The organism is Stutzerimonas sp. S1 (assembly GCF_025966695.1).
Classification (GTDB): domain Bacteria; phylum Pseudomonadota; class Gammaproteobacteria; order Pseudomonadales; family Pseudomonadaceae; genus Stutzerimonas.
Genome location: NZ_JAOEIY010000002.1, coordinates 225242 through 245738, shown reverse-complemented (window position 1 = coordinate 245738; position 20497 = coordinate 225242). Strand labels below are relative to the sequence as shown.

Annotated in this window: 16 protein-coding genes; 4 read left to right on the top strand and 12 right to left on the bottom strand. The window is 59.9% G+C overall.

The features are described 5' to 3' along the window. Positions 1–359 precede the first annotated feature (359 nt). A complete protein-coding gene (acnB, locus tag N8H22_RS05095) occupies positions 360–2969 on the top strand; it encodes a bifunctional aconitate hydratase 2/2-methylisocitrate dehydratase (protein WP_264589831.1) in 2610 nt (869 codons plus the stop codon). Between the two features lie 273 nt (positions 2970–3242). Here acnB and N8H22_RS05090 read toward each other — a convergent pair whose 3' ends face one another. The 7 genes from N8H22_RS05090 to ppsA all read right to left on the bottom strand — a co-directional run bounded on the left by N8H22_RS05090 (position 3243) and on the right by ppsA (position 10246). Next, positions 3243–4229, bottom strand: coding sequence for an OmpA family protein (locus N8H22_RS05090; RefSeq protein WP_264589537.1), 987 nt, complete (start codon positions 4227–4229; stop codon positions 3243–3245). A 99-nt stretch (positions 4230–4328) separates the two neighbouring features. Continuing rightward, the gene (gene sigX / locus N8H22_RS05085; RefSeq protein WP_264589536.1) at positions 4329–4919 is read right to left on the bottom strand and encodes an RNA polymerase sigma factor SigX; all 591 of its coding nucleotides are present in this window, start codon (positions 4917–4919) and stop codon (positions 4329–4331) included. Positions 4920–5001: 82 nt separating this feature from the next. Continuing rightward, a complete protein-coding gene (locus tag N8H22_RS05080; RefSeq protein ID WP_264589535.1) occupies positions 5002–5826 on the bottom strand; it encodes a mechanosensitive ion channel domain-containing protein in 825 nt (274 codons plus the stop codon). 2 nt (positions 5827–5828) lie between these two features. Next, positions 5829–6071 (bottom strand): CrfX protein, encoded by a 243-nt coding sequence (locus N8H22_RS05075; protein ID WP_264589534.1) that lies wholly within the window; start codon positions 6069–6071, stop codon positions 5829–5831. Between the two features lie 56 nt (positions 6072–6127). Next, entirely contained in the window at positions 6128–7123 is a 996-nt protein-coding gene (locus tag N8H22_RS05070; protein WP_264589533.1) for a CorA family divalent cation transporter, read from the bottom strand. Positions 7124–7205: 82 nt separating this feature from the next. After that, positions 7206–7694 (bottom strand): ribonuclease E activity regulator RraA, encoded by a 489-nt coding sequence (gene rraA / locus N8H22_RS05065; RefSeq protein WP_264589532.1) that lies wholly within the window; start codon positions 7692–7694, stop codon positions 7206–7208. Between the two features lie 182 nt (positions 7695–7876). After that, entirely contained in the window at positions 7877–10246 is a 2370-nt protein-coding gene (ppsA, locus tag N8H22_RS05060) for a phosphoenolpyruvate synthase (RefSeq protein ID WP_264589531.1), read from the bottom strand. A 156-nt stretch (positions 10247–10402) separates the two neighbouring features. Between ppsA and N8H22_RS05055 the strand changes: the two genes are divergently transcribed. Next, positions 10403–11221, top strand: coding sequence for a pyruvate, water dikinase regulatory protein (locus tag N8H22_RS05055; protein ID WP_264589530.1), 819 nt, complete (start codon positions 10403–10405; stop codon positions 11219–11221). A 107-nt stretch (positions 11222–11328) separates the two neighbouring features. Here N8H22_RS05055 and prpF read toward each other — a convergent pair whose 3' ends face one another. From prpF to N8H22_RS05030, 5 genes are all read right to left on the bottom strand, one after another. Continuing rightward, a complete protein-coding gene (prpF, locus tag N8H22_RS05050; protein ID WP_264589529.1) occupies positions 11329–12516 on the bottom strand; it encodes a 2-methylaconitate cis-trans isomerase PrpF in 1188 nt (395 codons plus the stop codon). A gap of 114 nt (positions 12517–12630) precedes the next feature. Beyond that, complete coding sequence (acnD, locus tag N8H22_RS05045) at positions 12631–15234, bottom strand: Fe/S-dependent 2-methylisocitrate dehydratase AcnD (RefSeq protein WP_264589528.1); 2604 nt, start codon at positions 15232–15234, stop codon at positions 12631–12633. Positions 15235–15309: 75 nt separating this feature from the next. Then, positions 15310–16437 carry a 2-methylcitrate synthase gene (prpC, locus tag N8H22_RS05040; protein ID WP_264589527.1) on the bottom strand — a complete coding sequence of 376 codons (1128 nt, stop codon included), beginning with the start codon at positions 16435–16437 and terminating at the stop codon, positions 15310–15312. A gap of 95 nt (positions 16438–16532) precedes the next feature. Then, a complete protein-coding gene (gene prpB, locus N8H22_RS05035) occupies positions 16533–17420 on the bottom strand; it encodes a methylisocitrate lyase (RefSeq protein ID WP_106154957.1) in 888 nt (295 codons plus the stop codon). Continuing rightward, positions 17417–18139 (bottom strand): GntR family transcriptional regulator, encoded by a 723-nt coding sequence (locus tag N8H22_RS05030; protein ID WP_264589526.1) that lies wholly within the window; start codon positions 18137–18139, stop codon positions 17417–17419. Before N8H22_RS05030 ends, prpB begins: the two co-directional genes overlap by 4 nt. A 286-nt stretch (positions 18140–18425) precedes the next feature. Here N8H22_RS05030 and N8H22_RS05025 point away from each other — a divergent pair, with 286 nt between their 5' ends. After that, positions 18426–18962: an ATP-dependent zinc protease gene (locus tag N8H22_RS05025; RefSeq protein WP_264589830.1), complete on the top strand. Its 537-nt coding sequence runs from the start codon at positions 18426–18428 to the stop codon at positions 18960–18962. A gap of 5 nt (positions 18963–18967) precedes the next feature. Then, complete coding sequence (locus tag N8H22_RS05020; RefSeq protein ID WP_264589525.1) at positions 18968–20494, top strand: inactive transglutaminase family protein; 1527 nt, start codon at positions 18968–18970, stop codon at positions 20492–20494. Positions 20495–20497: the final 3 nt, after the last annotated feature.

Sequence of the window (20497 nt, the reverse complement as noted above, 5' to 3'; positions counted from 1 at the left end):
TCCAACCGCGGTCATCCTGAATGACGAACGTCAAGACAACGCAGCCGCCCGCAACGCTACGGATTGCGCCACTTGAACGCCACAGCCGGAGCCTTTCCAGACAAGCGAAACCCAAGCTGCAAGCGGCGTTCGACTTAACTTTGCGAGCCCGTTCCAGTAGAATCGGCCCGCCGTTTTCGGCGCCTACTCCACAAGAAGCTGTTTTCAAAGCGTCACGAGCACAGTTGGACCGGTCGACTGCCGGGTGGCAGACCCTCATTCCTGCCGACCCGGTCACCTCAACCGGCGTAAAACTTTGAAAACAGCTTCCGGATGCGCGTCCCGAAACACCCAAGGGACCAATGATGAGGGTAAAAACTGTGCTTGAAGCCTATCGCAAACACGTAGAAGAGCGTGCCGCCCAGGGCGTCGTGCCCCAGCCGCTGAACGCCGAGCAGACCGCAGGCCTGGTCGAGCTACTGAAGAATCCACCGGCTGGCGAAGAAGAATTCCTGGTTGACCTGATCACCAACCGCGTTCCTGCTGGTGTGGACGAAGCTGCCTACGTCAAGGCCGGCTTCCTGACCGCCCTGGCCAAGGGCGAAGCCACTTCCCCACTGCTGACCAAGACCCGCGCCGTCGAGCTGCTGGGTACCATGCAGGGCGGCTACAACATCGCGACCCTGGTCGAACTGCTGGACAACGCTGAGCTGGCCGCGGTCGCCGCTGAGCAGCTCAAGCACACCCTGCTGATGTTCGACGCTTTCCACGATGTCGCGGAGAAAGCCAAGGCCGGTAACGAGCATGCCAAAGCCGTCATGCAGTCCTGGGCCGAAGGCGAATGGTTCCAGAATCGCCCTGCCGTGCCGGAAAAAGTTACCCTGACCGTATTCAAGGTCACTGGCGAAACCAACACTGACGACCTGTCGCCGGCCCCGGACGCCTGGTCCCGCCCTGACATCCCGCTGCACGCTCTGGCCATGCTGAAAATGGCCCGCGACGGCATCAACCCGGATCAGCCGGGTTCCGTCGGCCCGATCACGCAGATGGAAGCCTTGAAAGCCAAGGGTTACCCGGTTGCCTACGTCGGTGACGTGGTCGGTACCGGCTCCTCCCGTAAGTCGGCTACCAACTCCGTGCTGTGGTTCTTCGGTGACGACATTCCGAACGTGCCGAACAAGCGCGCCGGTGGTTTCTGCTTCGGCACCAAGATCGCTCCGATCTTCTACAACACCATGGAAGATGCCGGTGCCCTGCCGATCGAATTCGATTGCACCAACCTGGCCATGGGCGACGTCATCGACGTGTACCCGTACGCTGGCAAGGTCTGCAAAGCTGGCACTGACGAAGTCATCACCACTTTCGAACTGAAGACCGACGTGCTGCTGGACGAAGTCCGCGCCGGCGGCCGTATCCCGCTGATCGTCGGCCGCGGCCTGACCGAGAAGGCCCGCGCCGAGTTGGGCCTGGCTCCGTCTACCCTATTCAAGAAGCCTGAGTCCCCTGTTGACAGCGGCAAGGGCTTCACCTTGGCGCAGAAGATGGTCGGTCGTGCCTGCGGTCTTCCGGAAGGCAAAGGCGTTCGTCCGGGCACCTACTGCGAACCGAAGATGACCACCGTCGGCTCCCAGGACACCACTGGCCCAATGACTCGCGACGAGCTGAAGGATCTGGCCTGCCTGGGCTTCTCGGCAGACCTGGTAATGCAGTCTTTCTGCCACACCGCCGCCTACCCGAAGCCGATCGACGTCAATACCCACCACACGCTGCCGGACTTCATCATGACCCGCGGCGGTGTATCCCTGCGCCCTGGCGACGGCATCATCCACAGCTGGCTGAACCGCATGCTGCTGCCGGACACTGTTGGCACCGGTGGCGACTCGCACACCCGCTTCCCGATGGGCATCTCCTTCCCGGCCGGTTCCGGCCTCGTGGCCTTCGCCGCCGCCACCGGCGTCATGCCGCTGGACATGCCGGAATCCGTACTGGTGCGTTTCAAGGGCAAGCTGCAGCCGGGCATCACCCTGCGTGACCTGGTCCATGCCATCCCGTACTACGCCATCCAGCAGGGCCTGCTGACCGTCGAGAAGAAGGGCAAGAAGAACATCTTCTCCGGCCGCATCCTCGAGATCGAAGGTCTCAACGAGCTGACCGTCGAGCAAGCCTTCGAGCTGTCCGACGCCTCGGCTGAGCGTTCGGCCGCCGGTTGCACCATCAAGCTGCCGGAAGAGTCGATCGCCGAGTATCTGAAGTCCAACATCACCATGCTGCGCTGGATGATCTCCGAAGGCTACGGTGATGCCCGCACCCTGGAGCGTCGCGCCCAGGCTATGGAAGCCTGGCTGGCCGCCCCGCAACTGCTGGAAGCCGACAAGGATGCTGAATACGCTGCCGTGATCGAAATCGATCTGGCCGACGTAAAAGAGCCGGTCCTTTGCGCGCCAAACGATCCGGACGATGCCCGCCTGCTGTCGACCGTTGCCGGCGAGAAGATCGACGAAGTGTTCATCGGTTCCTGCATGACCAACATCGGCCACTTCCGCGCTGCCGGCAAGCTGCTCGACAAGGTCAAAGGCGGTATCCCGACCCGTCTGTGGCTGGCTCCGCCGACCAAGATGGACGCTCACCAGCTGACCGAAGAAGGCTACTACGGCATCTACGGAAAGGCTGGCGCGCGCATGGAAATGCCGGGCTGCTCGCTGTGCATGGGTAACCAGGCTCGCGTACAGACCGGTTCGACCGTGGTTTCCACTTCGACCCGTAACTTCCCGAACCGCCTGGGCGACGCAACCAACGTGTACCTGGCTTCCGCTGAACTTGCAGCAGTCGCATCGATCATCGGCAAGCTGCCGACCGTCGAAGAGTACATGCAGTATGCGAAGGACATCGACAGCATGGCTGCCGACGTTTATCGCTACCTGTCCTTCGATCAGATCGCCGAGTTCCGCGAGGCTGCGGAAAAAGCGAAGATCCAAGTCGTCGAAGTCTGACGATAAGGCAATAAAGAACCCCGCCTCGGCGGGGTTTTTTATTGCCGTTCGCCGGGCCACTACTCACAGTGGATCCATGCTGCATCAGCACCCAACTGATGCTTTTTGTCAGTCGTACCAACGCTAGCCGCATGTCACTTATGCAGTTCATGTCGCCTGGGATAGCTGCGGCAGGACTTGCGAGCCACACGCCCAACAATGACTACGCGGCGTTATTTACCGCAAAAACAAAGCCCGGCAAATGCCGGGCTTTGTTATGAAGCGACGCGCAGATTACTGAACCTGAGCTTCCACTTCGGCTTCGACGCGACGGTTGATCTGACGACCTTCCTCGGTCGCATTGTCCGCAACCGGGCGGGACTCGCCGTAACCTACCGAGTTAACACGTCCACCCTCTACGCCATACTGGTTAACCAGAACCTCACGAACCGCTTCTGCACGACGCTCGGACAGACGCTGGTTGTACTGGTCGGTACCCACCGAGTCAGTGTGACCTTCAACAGTCGTGCTGGTCTGCGGATACTGCTGCATGAAGTCAGCAAGGTTCTTGATGTCGCCATAACTTTCTTCGCGAACGCGCGACTTATCGAAGTCGAACTTGACGTCCAGCTCGACGCGCACCAGTTCCGGAGCCGGTTCCGGCTCGGTGTCCACGATCGGAGCAGGAGCCGGCTCCGGCGTCGGCTCAACGGCCGCGACCGGGCGAGAACCACCACCGAAGTTCAGACCCACACCGACACCAGCCATCCACTCGGAATCGCCTTGGTCGATATTGTGCATGCCATCGACGCTCGCCTTGGCAAACAGATTCTCAGTGAAGTAGTACTTCAGACCTGCACCAATGTTGGCGAAGGTGCTGTGATCACGACCACTGCGAGCAGCTTGGCCAATGCTCTGGTGAGCAACACCAGCGGACACGTACGGACGCAGACCAACGCCCGGCGCACCGAAGTGGTAAGCCGCATCCAGGGAGGTCAGGCTGCCCTTGATGTTCTTGTGGCTACCATCGACCGGATCGTCAGAAGTGACGTCATGGTATTCGCCGTATGACAGGCCCAGGGAAACGTCGTCGGTCAGGAAATAGCTGGCGCCAGCCCCGTACAGTTCGCCTTCGTCCTCGAAACCGCGCGAGCTATCGGAGAAATAATGCTTGCCGAACGCCTCAACTTCGACAGCGCCTTGGCCTTGGGCCAACGCACTAAGAGAGGTAGCGGCAACCATCGAGCCAATCACGGCGCCCAAGGTATTTTTAAGTTTCATCCGTAAATCCCCATCTGGTGGTTAGTATCAGAACAATCTAAGGAGACGCGGCTGTCTTATGCCAAAGCTGTTCGCTGCACATAAGACAACTTTTCACAATTAAGTTTCGACCGGATCGGAAAAATTTTCGCGAAGTTTATCTAAAGCGCGCTTATAGCGCATCTTCGTTGCGCTTAAACCCATATGCATGATGTCAGCAATCTCCTGAAACTCCAGTTCCGCTACAAAACGCAACACTAGAATCTCACGATCGATCGGATTGACATGAACTAACCAGCGATCAAGCCCGCCCTTGTCTTCCAGCTTGGGAGCCTTCTCTTCGGAAGCCTCCTCCTGCGGATCAAGACTCAAGGCGTCGAGCAAACGGCGCTTACGCCGCTCCTTTCGATACTGAGTAATACATTCATTATAGGTAATGCTGTATAGCCAGGTCTTGAACTTCGACTTACCTTCAAAATTCTTCAGCCCATATAGAACCTTGAGCATGACTTCCTGACACACATCATCTGCGTCGCGATCATTGCCTAGATAACGCGCACAAACATTGAACAGCGTGCGCTGATATCGCCGCATGAGTTCTTCATATGCGCGGGTAATATGGAATAGTTCGACGCGCGCATACTGAACCAGCTCTTCATCGGAGAGTTGGCGAGGATCGTAGCGCGGGATGGTCGATTGGGTTTTAGTCAAGACGCTTCGAGCCGGCAGTCAGACCGCGGCCGCCTGTCAGGGAAACCGAAAAAAGGCGGCGCATTCTATCAGATAACCGCAGCTAGCGGCTGCCCACGCGCCGCTCCAGAACCACTCGATTCGCTATGGAAACGAGCTCGCCGCTATCGGTAAGTAACAAAGTCTTGACCGTCCCGATCTCTTCAATATGCCCTTCGACGTCATCAATCGCGATATGTTGCCCTACCTCGTACAGCTCCCGCACATAAATCCCCGCGAGAATCTGACTGACCAGCTCTCGACTACCCAGACCGAGCGCGAGCGCCACAGCCAGCCCCACCGTGATCAGCACGATGGCGATGACGTAGTTCAGCAGTTCCGTTTTGATCTCCAGCTGCCCGATCGCCACGGAGATGCTGATGATGATTACCAACCCCTGTGCGATACGTGCCAGGCCATTGGCGTACTCGATACCAACGCCTTCAGCCGCACCACGGACCACACCGCTGAGCAGTTGCGCGAGCAGCACACCGGCAACCAGGATCAGTGCTGCACCGAAGACTTTCGGTACATACAAGGCGAGCATGTCCAGCGTGGCCGATACACGCTCGAGGCCTAGCGATTCCGCTGCCGAGACCAGGAAGATCAGCAATACGAACCAGTAAACGACCTTACCGATCAACACCGAAACCGGCACTCGAATGCCCGCGCGGTTCAGCAATTTGGTCAGCCCGGTGCCACCCATTAGGCGGTCAAGCCCCAACTTGGCGAGCACCTTGGACAACAAGGTGTCGAGCAACTTGGCCACAACAAAACCAAGCAGCACAACCACCAGCGCGCCAAACAGTCGCGGAATAAATGCCGCAACGGACGCCCACAGGGAGCTCATTGCAGAAAGCAGACTTTGGGTCCAGGGATCGAATTCCATGATCAATCGGCCTTATCGAACGAACGGTTAGAAGAATGACGACGGGAAACCGGTGCTACGTGGCCCGAGCCACTATTGATCGCCATCAGCAACGCCTGCAGCCAATGCCCCATGAGGCCGAAGAGATCTCCGACACCAACCTGGCGGTTTGCCGTCTTGAGCACGCGCCCCAAGCGCGCATCGTCATCACGTGCCGACGGCTTGTTGAGCAGATCACGCAGTGATTCTTCAAAAGGATCGGGCATGTAAACCTCGCTGGAACATGTCGGCTAGACGGCCTCTCGGTAGCTTCGAGTCACATTCAGAGCCAGCGCAGGCGGCGAAAAATCCACCACTGGAACAGTGCTATCAAGGCGATCAGCAGGCTGGCAGCGGCGAAGCCGTATGAGCTATCCGAGCCTGGAATCCCACCCACGTTGATTCCGAGCAGACCGGTCAGAAACGTCATCGGCAGGAAAAAGCCGGTAATGATACCCAAAAGGTACATTGTGCGGTTCATTCGCTCGCTTAATCGGCGCTGCTCGGATTCGAGCACGAGATTGACCCGCTCCCGGACCAGATCCAATTCTTCCAGATAGCGGATCAGCCGATTGCTCAACTCGTTCCAGTAATCGGAGTCATCCTCGACGAACCAACTCAGGCGGTTGCGCGTCAGCTGCGCGTAGATTTCTCGCTGCGGCAACAGAAACCGCCGCAGACTAGCGGCTCGCCGACGCAGCGAAAGCATGCTGTCATGTTCAGGGGTGTAGCGCTCATCAAGCTCTAGGCGTTCTTCTTCCCTGTCGACGCTTTCTGCCAGCTGCACCACCAGATCGTTCACCCGGTCGGTCATCGAATCCGCCAGATACACCAGCACTTCAGACGCAGTCTTCGGCCCCTTTCCTTCTGCAAGCAGACGGATGACTGCCTCGGTCGAGCGCAGTGGCCGCAAGCGCAGCGAAAGGACCCTTCGCGCGTCGGCGAACACTCGCAGTGAGACCATATCCTCCGGTGCTGCATCAGGATTGAGATTGACACCTCGCAGGAAGAGCAGCAGCTCTTCGTTTGGCAGTGCCAGAACACGCGGTCGTGTGTCCTCCTCCAGCAGCACATCACAGGCAAAGACGGTGAGTCCGCTTTGGCTACGTAGCCAGGCTTGCGCCGAAGGATGGCTACGATCCCAGTGCAACCAGAGGCTCTCGGCCTCGCCTAGCTGCAGATCTACCAGCTCTCCATAGGTGATCGCGCGCGCACTCCCCAGCCCGTCAAGCACAAAGGCATGGATCAACCCCCACTGCTGCGTGTCATCCGCCAGCATGAACGCCCTCCCCTCGAGTACACGTGAAAAGCCCGGCATCGCCGGGCTTTGAGTTACAACGCATTGGGTCGAATGCAGCGAATCACTCAGGCATCTTCAGCGGCTCGGGCGATACGATGATTCCGTTGTTGTCCGCATAGATGTAATCGCCTGGGCGGAAGGTAACGCCGCAAAAAGTAACCGGAACATTGAGATCACCAATGCCGCGCTTGTCCGTCTTCATTGGATGGCTGGCCAGAGCCTGTACACCGAGATCAGTCTGCGCGATCACATCGACATCGCGAACACACCCATAGACAACGATGCCTTCCCAACCATTACGAGCAGCCTTCTCGGCCAGCATGTCACCGAGCAACGCACGACGTAGCGAGCCGCCACCGTCGACGACCAGCACTTTGCCGGTACCGTCCACGTCAACCTGATCCTTGACCAGGGAGTTGTCCTCGAAGCACTTGATGGTGACGATCTGGCCACCAAACGAGTCGCGACCGCCGAAGTTGCTGAAAATCGGCTCGACCACCTGTACCAGTTCCGGATAGGCGTCGCACAGATCAGGAGTGACGTATTGCATGAAAAGCTCCTTTGCTTGGAAACACATCTTGACTTCAACGCTCTGTCGATCCGAAACGCCGAATCGACGGAACGCCATTCCAGGCTCACCGCGCAGCACGCGATTGTTGAAGTGAACCGCCGACACACAACAGGGCGGAAATCCGCCCTGTTGTAGTACGCATCACGCTAGCCGGTCAGCCTTCAGACTTGAGCATCTGCCAGGAAGAACCACGTATCGAGAACCGAATCAGGGTTCAGCGACACGCTTTCGATGCCTTGCTCCATCAGCCACTTGGCCAGATCCGGATGGTCCGACGGACCCTGACCACAAATACCGATGTACTTGCCAGCCTTGTTGCATGCTTGGATAGCGTTGGCGAGGAGCTTCTTGACGGCGGGGTTACGCTCATCGAAGAGATGCGCAATGATCCCCGAATCACGGTCCAGGCCGAGCGTCAGCTGGGTCATGTCATTCGAGCCGATAGAGAAGCCATCGAAGTACTCCAGGAACTCATCGGCCAGCAACGCATTCGATGGCAGCTCGCACATCATGATGACGCGCAGGCCATTCTCGCCACGCTTGAGACCGTACTTGGCCAGCAGGTCGATGACCTGCGAGGCTTCGCCGAGGGTGCGCACGAAGGGCACCATCAGCTCGACATTGGTCAGCCCCATCACGTCGCGCACCTTGCGCATTGCGCGGCATTCCAGCTCGAAGCAGTCGCGGAACGAGTCGCTGATATAGCGCGAGGCACCACGGAAGCCCAGCATTGGGTTCTCTTCTTCCGGCTCATAGAGCTTGCCGCCGATCAGGTTGGCGTACTCGTTGGACTTGAAGTCCGACAGACGCACGATGACCTTTTTCGGCCAGAACGCAGCGGCCAGGGTGCTGACACCTTCGACCAGCTTCTCGACGTAGAAGTTGACCGGGTCATCGTAACCCGCGATGCGCTTCTCGACGCTGCTCTTCACATCGACCGGCAGGCCGTCGAAATTCAGTAGCGCCTTGGGGTGCACGCCGATCATGCGGTTGATAATGAACTCAAGACGCGCCAGGCCCACGCCTTCGTTCGGCAGATGGGCGAAGTCAAACGCTCGGTCGGGGTTACCGACGTTCATCATGATCTTGAACGGCAGCTCCGGCATCGCATCGATGGAGTTCTGCCGGATGTCGAAACCAAGTTCGCCTTCGAAAATCAGACCGGTATCACCCTCGGCGCAGGATACGGTGACGCGCTGGCCATCCTTGAGCATCTCGGTGGCGTTGCCGCAACCGACTACCGCAGGGATACCCAGCTCACGAGCGATAATGGCTGCGTGGCAAGTGCGCCCGCCGCGGTTGGTGACGATGGCGCTGGCGCGCTTCATCACCGGCTCCCAGTCCGGGTCGGTCATATCGGAAACCAGCACGTCGCCAGGCTGAACCTTATCCATCTCGGTGACATCGTGGATGACCTTGACCGGGCCGGCGCCAATGCGCTGACCGATGGCACGGCCTTCGACCAATACCGTGCCCTTCTCCTTCAGCAGGTAACGCTCCATTACGTTGGCGCTGCTGCGGCTCTTCACGGTTTCCGGACGCGCCTGGACGATGTACAGCTTGCCGTCGTCTCCATCTTTGGCCCACTCGATGTCCATCGGGCGGCCGTAGTGCTTTTCGATGATCATCGCCTGCTTAGCGAGGTTGGTCACCTCTTCGTCAGTCAGACAGAAACGCGCGCGGTCGGCGGCGTCAACTTCGACGGTCTTGACCGATTTGCCGGCCTTGGCTTCGTCGCCGTAGACCATTTTGATCGCCTTGCTGCCCAGGTTGCGGCGCAAGATCGCGGGGCGCCCGGATTCCAGCGTCTGCTTGTGAACATAGAATTCGTCCGGGTTGACTGCGCCCTGAACAACGGTCTCGCCCAGGCCATAGGCTCCAGTGATGAACACCACGTCACGGAAACCGGATTCGGTATCCAGCGTGAACATGACGCCAGCGGTACCGGTTTCCGAACGAACCATGCGCTGCACACCCGCGGAGAGAGCAACCAGCTTGTGGTCGAAACCCTGGTGCACGCGGTAGGCGATGGCGCGGTCGTTGAATAGCGACGCGAATACTTCCTTGGCAGCACGGATCACATTGTCCACACCACGGATGTTGAGGAAGGTTTCCTGCTGACCGGCGAACGACGCATCCGGCAGGTCTTCGGCAGTTGCCGAGGAGCGCACCGCAACCGCCATATTGTCGTTGCCGCCAGACATCTCGGCGAAGGCCTTGCGAATGTCGGCGTCCAGTTGCGGCGGGAATTCGGCGTCCATCACCCACTGACGGATCTGCGCGCCGGCTTTGGCCAGGGCATTGACGTCGTCGACGTCCAGCTTGTCGAGCAGATCGTGGATCTGATCGTTCAGACCGCTTTGCTCGAGGAAGTCCCGATAGGCCTGAGCCGTTGTGGCGAAACCGCCCGGTACGGAAACACCGGCACCGGCGAGGTTGCTGATCATCTCGCCCAGGGAGGCGTTCTTGCCCCCTACACGCTCAACATCATGATTGCCGAGCTTATCGAGGGAAACTACGTACTCTACCAAGGTGATCTCTCCACGTTAGTGTTGGAAACTCAACCGGAGCCCTGCCGCATGACTGTGGCCTGGCCCTGCAAAATAAGTAACAATGCCCGCCAATCCGGGCCTGGCGAAGGGGCCTACTATAGCTGAGAACCGTTCTTGACTTAAGGCCCAAGCTCCATGAAACGAACCGCTTTCTTCATTTCTGACGGTACAGGCATCACCGCGGAAACTCTGGGCCAGAGTCTGCTCGCACAGTTCGAAAACATCAGCTTCACCAAGCTGACCCGACCATACATCGACACCGCGGAAAAGGCGCGGGCAATGGTACAGCAAATCAATAGTGCCGCGGACAAGGACGGCGCTCGTCCGATCATTTTCGACACGCTGGTCAACCAGGAAATCCGCGACATCCTCGCCGAATCGAACGGTTTCATGATCGACATCTTCTCTTCGTTTCTTGCGCCGCTGGAACATGAGCTGATGTCCCGCTCCTCCTACTCCGTAGGCAAATCCCACTCCATCAGTCACAACGCCAACTACATGGAGCGGATCGATGCCGTCAATTTCGCCCTCGACAACGACGATGGCGCGCGCACCCGCCACTACGACAAGGCCGACCTGATTCTCGTCGGCGTTTCACGCTGCGGCAAAACCCCAACCTGCCTGTACATGGCCATGCAATACGGCATTCGCGCAGCGAACTACCCGCTGACCGAGGACGACATGGAGCGTCTGCAGCTGCCGTCCTCGCTCAAGCCATACAAGGACAAGTTGTTCGGCCTGACCATCGATTCCGATCGCCTCGCCGCCATTCGCAACGAGCGTAAACCCAACAGCCGTTACGCCAGCTTCGCCCAGTGCGAGTTCGAAGTACGCGAGGTGGAAAACCTGTTCCGTCGCGAGAACATCAACTACATCAACTCGACACATTTCTCCGTCGAGGAAATCTCCGCCAAGATCCTGGTGGAAAAAGGCGTCGAGCGAAGACTCAAATAATCGCCGCTTCGCTAGACAACAAAAAGTCCGCTTGGTGCGGACTTTTTGCATTTCAGACGTAAGAAAAGCGCTTCTGGAGAACCCTAATCACGACTGAGCACAAAGCGTTAGAAGGTGTCAGCGGGTACACGTACCCAGCCTTCCATCAACACTCGCGCGCTGCGACTCATGATCGCCTTAGTCACGGTCCACTCGCCATCGACCTGTTTTGCTTCAGCGCCGACACGCAAGGTGCCAGACGGATGACCAAAGCGCACGGCCTCGCGCTCGCCGCCGCCAGCGGCAAGATTGACCAGCGTACCCGGCACCGCAGCCGCCGTGCCGATGGCAACAGCGCAGGTGCCCATCATGGCGTGGTGCAGCTTACCCATGGACAGTGCACGGACGAGCAAATCCACCTCACCCGCTTCGATGGTCTTGCCGCTGGACGCCTTGTAACTTTTCGGCGGCGACACGAAGGCGATCTTCGGCGTGTGCTGGCGGGTCAGCGCTTCTTCGGCCGTCTTGATCAAACCCATGCGCAGCGCACCGGCCACGCGAATCGCCTCGAAGCGTGCCAATTGCGCCGGGTCGCCGTTGATGTCTTCGCGCAGTTCGGTGCCCTGGTAGCCGATGTCCCCGGCATTGACGAATACCGTCGGAATACCCGCGCTGATCATGGTCGCCTTGAGCGTACCGATGCCGGGCACCTCCAACTCGTCGACCAGGTTGCCGGTGGGGAACATCGAGCCGCCCTCCTCGCCGTCGTCGGACGGATCGAGGAACTCCAGCACGATTTCTGCGGCCGGGAAGGTGACGCCGTCCAGCTCGAAGTCACCGATTTCCTGCACCTGTCCGTTGACAACCGGCACGTGCGCAATGATGGTCTTGCCGATATTGGCCTGCCAGATTCGCACCACGCAGGTGCCGTTCTGCGGAATGCGCTCGGCATCCACCAGGCCGGCATGCAGGGCAAAGGCACCCGCGCCAGTGGACAGGTTGCCGCAGTTGCCGCTCCAGTCGACGAAGGGCTTGTCGATGGATACCTGACCGTAGAGGTATTCCACGTCGTGGTCGGGCCGGGTGCTCTTCGACAGGATCACGCATTTGCTGGTGCTGGACGTGGCGCCGCCCATACCGTCGATATGCGCCGAGTACGGATCGGGGCTGCCGATCACGCGCATGAAAAGCTTGTCACGCTCAGCACCCGGCACCTGGCAGCTTTCCGGCAGGTCCTGCAGGCGGAAGAACACGCCCTTGCTGGTGCCGCCGCGCATGTAGGTGGCGGGTATCCTGATCTGGGGAAGATGGGCCATGCGAATGTTGTCCTCATGAAGCTGCGCCACCGGACGGCAGCGCAGGAATGAAATGTCGCTGCTCCGCACACACCCCGCGAACAAGCCGCGGAGCGCGTGCTGAATGGAGCTGACTCAGGCCTGACCGAGGAAGTCCTTGGCGAAGCGCTGCAGCACGCCGCCAGCCTGGTAGACGCTAACCTCGGCCGCGGTATCGAGACGGCAGGTCACCGGCACACGGGTTTCCTCACCGTTCTTACGATGCACGACCAGGGTCAGATCGCAACGCGGCGACAGCTCGCCCTCGATGTCGTAGCTTTCGGTGCCATCGAGGCCGAGGGTCAGACGGGTGGTGCCCGGCTTAAACTCGACCGGCAGCACGCCCATGCCAACCAGGTTGGTGCGATGGATGCGCTCGAAACCTTCGGCGACGATCACCTCCACACCGGCCAGACGCACGCCCTTGGCCGCCCAGTCACGCGAGCTGCCCTGGCCATAGTCGGCACCGGCCACGATGATCAGGTTCTGCTTGCGGTTCATGTAGGTTTCGATGGCTTCCCACATGCGCATCACCTTGCCTTCCGGCTCGACGCGCGCCAGCGAACCCTTCTGCACCTTGCCATCGACCACAGCCATCTCGTTGACCAGCTGCGGGTTGGCGAAGGTTGCCCGCTGCGCCGTTAGGTGATCGCCACGGTGGGTGGCGTAGGAATTGAAGTCTTCCTCCGGCAGGCCCATCTTCGCCAGGTACTCACCGGCGGCCGAATCCAGCAGGATCGCGTTGGACGGCGACAGGTGATCGGTGGTGATGTTGTCCGGCAGGATCGCCAACGGGCGCATGCCTTTCAGTGTGCGCTCGCCAGCCAGCGCGCCTTCCCAATACGGCGGACGGCGGATGTAGGTGGACATCGGACGCCAGTCATACAGCGGGCTCTTGGCTTCCTCGATGCTGCCCAGATCGAACATCGGGATGTAGACCTGCTTGAACTGCTCCGGCTTGACCGAGGCGGCGACGATGGCGTCGATCTCCTCGTCGGATGGCCAGAGATCCTTCAGGATGACCGGGTTGCCGTTCTTATCGGTGCCCAGCACATCCTGTTCGATATCGAAGCGCACGGTACCGGCAATGGCGTAAGCCACCACCAGCGGCGGCGAGGCCAGGAAGGCCTGCTTGGCGTACGGGTGGATGCGGCCGTCGAAGTTGCGGTTGCCGGACAGCACCGCCGTGGCGTACAGGTCACGGTCAATGATTTCCTGCTGGATCTTCGGATCCAGCGCGCCGGACATGCCGTTACAGGTGGTGCAGGCATAGGCGACGATGCCGAAGCCGAGCTTCTCCAGCTCCGGCAGCAAGCCCGCCTCCTCCAAGTACAGCTTGGCCACCTTCGAACCCGGCGCGAAGGACGTCTTCACCCATGGCTTGCGCACCAGACCAAGCTCGTTGGCCTTCTTGGCCAGCAGGCCGGCGGCAACCACATTGCGCGGGTTGGAGGTGTTGGTGCAACTGGTAATGGCAGCAATGATCACCGCCCCATCCGGCAACAGACCTTCGGCCTCTTCGGCACGCGCCGCGGCCAGCTTGGCTTCGTCGGCAATGCCGCGCTCGTGCAGCGCAGAAGTCGGCAGGCGCTTGTGCGGGTTGGACGGGCCAGCCATGTTGCGCACCACGCTGGACAGGTCGAATTCGAGCACGCGCTCGTACTCGGCGCCTTCCAGGGCGGTCGCCCAGAGGCCGGTTTCCTTGGCGTACTGCTCGACCAGGGCGACCTGTTCAGGCTCGCGACCGGTCAGCTTGAGGTAATCGATGGTCTGCTGGTCGATGTAGAACATCGAAGCGGTGGCGCCATACTCCGGGCACATGTTGGAGATGGTCGCACGATCGCCGATGGTCAGGCTGTCGGCACCTTCGCCGAAGAACTCGACCCAGGCTCCGACCACACGCTCCTTGCGCAGGAATTCGGTCAGTGCCAGGACGATATCGGTGGCGGTGATGCCGGGCTGACGCTTGCCGGTCAAACGTACGCCGACGATGTCGGGCAGACGCATCATCGATGGCAGGCCGAGCATCACGGTTTCAGCCTCCAGGCCGCCAACACCGATGGCGATCACACCCAGCGCATCGACGTGCGGCGTATGCGAGTCGGTGCCGACGCATGTATCCGGGAAGGCCACGCCGCCGCGAGCCTGGATCACTGGCGACATCTTCTCCAGGTTGATCTGGTGCATGATGCCGTTGCCGGCCGGGATCACGTCGACGTTCTTGAACGCGGTCTTGGTCCACTCGATGAAGTGGAAGCGGTCCTCGTTGCGACGCTCCTCAACGGCACGGTTCTTCTCGAAGGCATCCGGATCGAAACCGGCATATTCCACCGCCAGCGAGTGGTCGACGATCAGCTGTGTCGGCACCACCGGGTTGACCTTGGCCGGATCACCGCCCTGCTCCGCGATCGCGTCACGCAGGCCGGCGAGATCGACCAACGCGGTCTGGCCGAGAATGTCGTGGCAGACGACGCGAGCCGGATACCAGGGAAAGTCGAGGTCGCGCTTGCGCTCGATAATCTGCTTCAGCGAATCGGTCAGCGCTTCGGGCTCACAGCGACGCACCAGCTGTTCGGCCAGCACACGGGAGGTATAGGGCAGCTTGTCATAGGCGCCCGGCTGAATCGCTTCGATCGCCTCGCGGGTGTCGAAGTAGTCAAGCCCAGTGCCAGGCAAAGGTTTGCGGTGTTGTGTATTCATGCCGGAAGAACTCAATCCAGTAATGTTCCGAGGGGCAAGGTCTGGAGAGCCCGCGCGGCGGGCTCTCCGTTCCGATCAGCGCTGAGCGATCGGAACGACCTTGCGCTGTTCCGGACCGATGTACTCGGCGCTCGGCCGAATGATCCGGTTGTTGCTGCGTTGTTCGAACACATGGGACGCCCAGCCGGTGACGCGCGAACAGACGAAGATCGGCGTGAACAGCTTGGTGGGAATGCCCATGAAGTGATAGGCGGACGCATGGTAGAAGTCGGCGTTGGGGAACAGCTTCTTCTGCTCCCACATGGTTTCGTCGACGGCAACCGAGACCGGGTAGAGCACAGTGTCGCCCACTTCGTCGGCGAGCTTCTTGGCCCAGACCTTGATGACCTCGTTGCGTGGGTCGGAAACGCTGTAGATCGCGTGGCCGAAGCCCATGATCTTGTCCTTGCGCTCGAGCATGCCGAGGATCGCTTCGCGCGCTTCTTCCGGGCTCTTCCATTGCTCGATCATGTCCATCGCCGCTTCGTTGGCGCCGCCATGCAGCGGGCCGCGCAGCGAACCGATGGCACCGGTCACGCAGGAATAGAGATCGGACAGCGTCGAGGCGCAGACACGGGCAGTGAAGGTCGAGGCGTTGAACTCGTGCTCGGCGTAGAGGATCAGCGAGACGTTCATCACCTTGACGTGCAGGTCGCTCGGCTTCTTGTCGTGCAGCAGCGCGAGGAAATGCCCGCCGAGGGTGTCTTCATCGCTGGTGCAATTGATGCGCACACCGTCGTGGGTGAAGCGATACCAGTAGCACATCATCGCCGGGAAGGTAGCCATCAGGCGCTCGGCCACGTCGCGCTGCTGATCGAAGCTGAGCTCCGGCTCCAGGGTGCCGAGTACCGACGAACCGGTACGCATCACGTCCATCGGGTGGGCGCTGGCCGGAATGCGCTCCAGCACTTCCTTGAGCACCTGCGGCAGATCGCGCATGGTCTTCAGGCGAGCCTTGTAGTCTTTCAGTTGCTGGGCGTTCGGCAACTCACCGTAGAACAGCAGGTAGGCAACTTCTTCAAAATCACATTCGGCTGCCAGATCGCGCACGTCGTAACCACGGTAGGTCAGTCCCGCACCGGTCTTGCCAACGGTACACAGGGCCGTCTGCCCGGCAATCTGCCCGCGCAGTCCCGCCCCAGTCAGTACTTTTGCTTCAGCCATTGCTATCTCCTTCTTGGATTTGTTCTGGATACCGCAAATCACGTCGAAAATTGTTCAGGAGAGTTCCGCCAGATACCCGGCGGAACTCGGCTTGCTCAGTTCTTCTTCTGGGCGAACAGCGCATCGAGGTGCTGCTCGAATGCGTGGTAGTTGATGCGATCGTAGAGCTCCATGCGGGTCTGCATGGTATCGATCACGTTCTTCTGCGTACCGTCGCGACGCAGCGCGGTGTAGACATTCTCGGCCGCCTTGTTCATGGCGCGGAAGGCCGACAGCGGATAGAGCACCAGCGAGACGTCGACGCTGGCCAGCTCTTCGGTGGTGTACAGCGGCGTGGCCCCGAACTCGGTGATGTTCGCCAGAATCGGCGCCTTCACCCGATCGGCGAAGGTTTTGTACATCGCAAGCTCGGTGATGGCCTCCGGGAAGATCATGTCGGCGCCGGCCTCGATGCAGGCGGCTGCACGATCCAGCGCAGAGTTCAGACCCTCGACAGCCAGCGCGTCGGTGCGCGCCATGATCACGAAGCTGTCGTCAGTACGCGCATCGACGGCGGCCTTGATGCGGTCGACCATTTCCTGTTGGGAAACGATCTCCTTGTTTGGACGATGGCCACAGCGCTTGGCGCCGACTTGATCCTCGATGTGGATCGCCGCAGCGCCAAATTTGATCATCGACTTGACGGTACGCGCCACGTTGAAGGCCGACGAACCGAAACCGGTGTCGACATCCACCAGCAGCGGCAGGTCGCAGACGTCGGTGATACGACGAACATCGGTCAATACGTCATCCAGACCGGTGATACCGAGGTCCGGCAAACCCAGGGAGCCCGCGGCGACGCCGCCGCCGGAAAGGTAGATGGCCTTGAAACCGGCGCGCTTGGCCAGCAAGGCGTGGTTGGCGTTGATCGCGCCGACTACCTGCAGCGGATGTTCACTGGCCACGGCGTCACGGAAACGCTGACCGGCAGAAGGAAGAGTCATGCCTTACCCCTTTTGTGTGGTGTTTGCTCTTGAGCACCCTTGAAGTGGCGCTCGACGTTGCGCTTGGAAGCAGCGATGTGACGGCGCATCAGCAGCTCCGCCAGCTCGCCATCGCGGTCAGCGATGGCGTCGAGGATTCGGTGATGTTCGGCGAAGGCCTGGTGCGGCCGATTCGGCGTGGTAGAAAACTGAATCCGGTACATGCGCACCAGCTGATAGAGCTCGTCGCAAAGTAATTTGGCCAGCGTGCGATTGCCACTGCCCTGGATGATCCGGTAATGGAAGTCGAAATCGCCTTCCTGCTGGTAATAGCCGACCCCGGCCTGAAAAGCCTCATCACGCTCATGGGTGCCCAGCACGCGGCGCAATTCGTCGATCTCGGCGTCGCTCATGCGTTCGGCAGCCAATCGGCAGGCCATACCCTCCAGCGACTCGCGGATCTCGTACAGTTCGATCAGCTCGGCGTGATCCAGCGAAACCACGCGGGCGCCCACGTGAGGAACGCGCACCAGCAGCTTTTGCCCTTCCAGTCGGTGCATAGCCTCCCGCAGCGGCCCTCGGCTGATGCCGTAGGTGCGCGCCAGTTCAGGTTCGGAGATCTTGCTGCCTGGGGCGATCTCGCCCTTCACGATCGCCGCCTGGATGCGGCGGAAAACGTGCTCCGACAGCGTGCCGCTATCGACCTGAACGGTTGGTGAAGCTTCTAACGAGTCCAGCATATTGTCGACACTTGATGTTTGATTTGTGAAACCTACGCTGCAAAAACCACTCAGTCAACCTGACCAGGAAAGGATTGTCGACAATCGAACTAAAGTCGTAATGGCAGGGACAGCCCAACGCCAATGAGCTGATCGCGTCGCTACCGCCTGTCGCGACCCCTAAACCGCCATGCTAGAATGCCAGCCCTCGCTGCGAGCCGCGGCCACCCTGACCTGCGATCAGGACGCACGGCACGCTCAGCAACTTCGCCTTTCCCAATCTTCTCCTGATTACTTACGCGGATTTATGAGAGCCAAAGCCTACTTCCTCTTGCTCTGCCTGCTTTTTGCTCCCGGCATCGGCCACAGCGCCGAGCAAACCGTCTATGGCCTGAATGAATACGTCGCGATACCGGATTTCGGTCTCGAACTCTCAGCCAAGCTGGATACCGGCGCACAAACGGCCTCACTCAGTGCTCGCGACATCTCCCGTTTCAAGCGCGACGGTGAAACCTGGGTACGCTTCTATCTGGCGGTCGACAGCGAGCATACCCACCCGATCGAACGTCCTCTGGCCCGCATCAGCAAGATCAAGCGCCGCGCTGGCGACTTCGATCCGGAGGAGGACAAAACCTACACCGCACGCCCGGTTATCGAACTCGATCTGTGCATGGGCAAAGCCAAACGCAGCATTGAAGTGAACCTCACCGACCGTAGCGCTTTCCAATATCCACTTTTGATTGGCTCCGACGCGCTTACCCGCTTTGGCGCACTGGTCGATCCAAGCCGTACCTACGTTGCCGGAAAACCCGGCTGCATCAACGAATCCGACGCTGACGAGTAATACCCATGCGCGCTCTGACCCTACATCTGAAAGTCCTGATTTTTGTGCTCGTCGCCCTAGGCATATCCATTACGGCCTACCAGATATTCATCCTCGGCATCCCGGTGACCGAAGACGAAACCGACGACCTCTGGAACATTGATGCCAAGGTCGAGTTCCAGGCCAGCCCGCGCGAGCCGGTCAAGCTGCAGATGTACGTTCCGCCGCTGAACCAGGAATTCGTCAGCCTCAACGAAAGCTTCATTTCCAACAACTACGGCGTCAGCATCAATCGCGCAGAAGGCAACCGCCGCGTCACCTGGTCCGCCCGCCGTGCCAGTGGCAAGCAGACGCTTTATTACCGCCTGGTCCTGACCAAGCGTTACAGCGGCGAGCAGGCCAAGGCTACCGGCCCGATCTTCCGTGACAGCATCCCGGTCGAGGGCGCCGAAAAAATCGCGGCCGAAGCGCTGCTCTCACCGATCCGCCAGCACTCCGCGGATGTCGAAACCTTCATCAGTGAAGCGATCAAGCGCGCCAACAACGTCGAAGACGATAACGTCAAGCTACTCCTCGGCGGTGACGCTTCTACCGCCAATAAGGCCAGCGTCGTCGAACTGCTGCTGTCCATTGCCCACGTACCCATGGAGCGCGTCCATACCGTCCGGCTGGCGGCCGATCAGCCGCAGAGCCCGGAACTCTGGCTGCGCAGTTTCAATGGCGACAAATGGCTGTACTTCAACCCGGAAACCGGCGAGCAGGGCCTGCCCAATGACCGACTGGTCTGGTGGACCGGCGATCAGCCGCTGATCACGCTCGAAGGCGGCCGCAATGCCCAGGTGTCGTTCACGCTGAACAACAGCGAAATGAACGCGATCCGTCTGGCCAAGCTGACCGACGAGAACACCGACGCCGACTTCCTCGAGTATTCGCTCTACGGCCTGCCGCTGCAGACCCAGCAGACCTACCAGGTCATGATCATGATCCCGATCGGCGTGCTGGTGATCCTGATCCTGCGCAATCTCGGCGGTCTGCAGACGCTCGGCACCTTCACTCCAGTGCTGATCGCTCTGGCCTTCCGTGAAACGCAGATTGGTTTTGGCATCATCCTCTTCACCCTGATCACCGCGTTGGGCCTGTCGCTGCGTTCGTATCTGGAACACCTGAAGCTGCAGATGCTGCCGCGCCTGTCGGTGGTGCTGACGTTCGTCGTGGTGCTGATCGCGGTCATCAGCCTACTCAGCCACAAGCTCGGGCTGGAACGCGGCCTCTCGGTATCGCTGTTCCCGATGGTGATTCTGACAATGACCATCGAACGCCTGTCCATCACTTGGGAAGAGCGCGGCGGTGGCCATGCCTTCAAGGTGGCGGTCGGTACCCTGATCGCGGCGAGCCTGGCCTTCATGCTGATGAACATCCAGGCGCTGACCTATTTCATCTTCACCTTCCCGGCGGTGCTGTTGATCATGGTGGGCTTCATGCTGGCGATGGGTCGCTACCGCGGCTACCGCCTGACCGAGCTGTTCCGCTTCAAAGCCTTTCTGAAGGATTGAGCC

Bases quoted from the DNA above. Each gene is read 5' to 3' on its own strand.
- N8H22_RS05090 (WP_264589537.1), bottom strand. From the start codon at position 4,229: ATGAAACTTAAAAATACCTTGGGCGCCGTGATTGGCTCGATGGTTGCC.
- N8H22_RS05080 (WP_264589535.1), bottom strand. From the start codon at position 5,826: ATGGAATTCGATCCCTGGACCCAAAGTCTGCTTTCTGCAATGAGCTCC.
- N8H22_RS05075 (WP_264589534.1), bottom strand. From the start codon at position 6,071: ATGCCCGATCCTTTTGAAGAATCACTGCGTGATCTGCTCAACAAGCCG.
- N8H22_RS05070 (WP_264589533.1), bottom strand. From the start codon at position 7,123: ATGCTGGCGGATGACACGCAGCAGTGGGGGTTGATCCATGCCTTTGTG.
- rraA (WP_264589532.1), bottom strand. From the start codon at position 7,694: ATGCAATACGTCACTCCTGATCTGTGCGACGCCTATCCGGAACTGGTA.
- N8H22_RS05055 (WP_264589530.1), top strand. From the start codon at position 10,403: ATGAAACGAACCGCTTTCTTCATTTCTGACGGTACAGGCATCACCGCG.
- prpF (WP_264589529.1), bottom strand. From the start codon at position 12,516: ATGGCCCATCTTCCCCAGATCAGGATACCCGCCACCTACATGCGCGGC.
- acnD (WP_264589528.1), bottom strand. From the start codon at position 15,234: ATGAATACACAACACCGCAAACCTTTGCCTGGCACTGGGCTTGACTAC.
- prpC (WP_264589527.1), bottom strand. From the start codon at position 16,437: ATGGCTGAAGCAAAAGTACTGACTGGGGCGGGACTGCGCGGGCAGATT.
- prpB (WP_106154957.1), bottom strand. From the start codon at position 17,420: ATGACTCTTCCTTCTGCCGGTCAGCGTTTCCGTGACGCCGTGGCCAGT.
- N8H22_RS05030 (WP_264589526.1), bottom strand. From the start codon at position 18,139: ATGCTGGACTCGTTAGAAGCTTCACCAACCGTTCAGGTCGATAGCGGC.
- N8H22_RS05025 (WP_264589830.1), top strand. From the start codon at position 18,426: ATGAGAGCCAAAGCCTACTTCCTCTTGCTCTGCCTGCTTTTTGCTCCC.
- N8H22_RS05020 (WP_264589525.1), top strand. From the start codon at position 18,968: ATGCGCGCTCTGACCCTACATCTGAAAGTCCTGATTTTTGTGCTCGTC.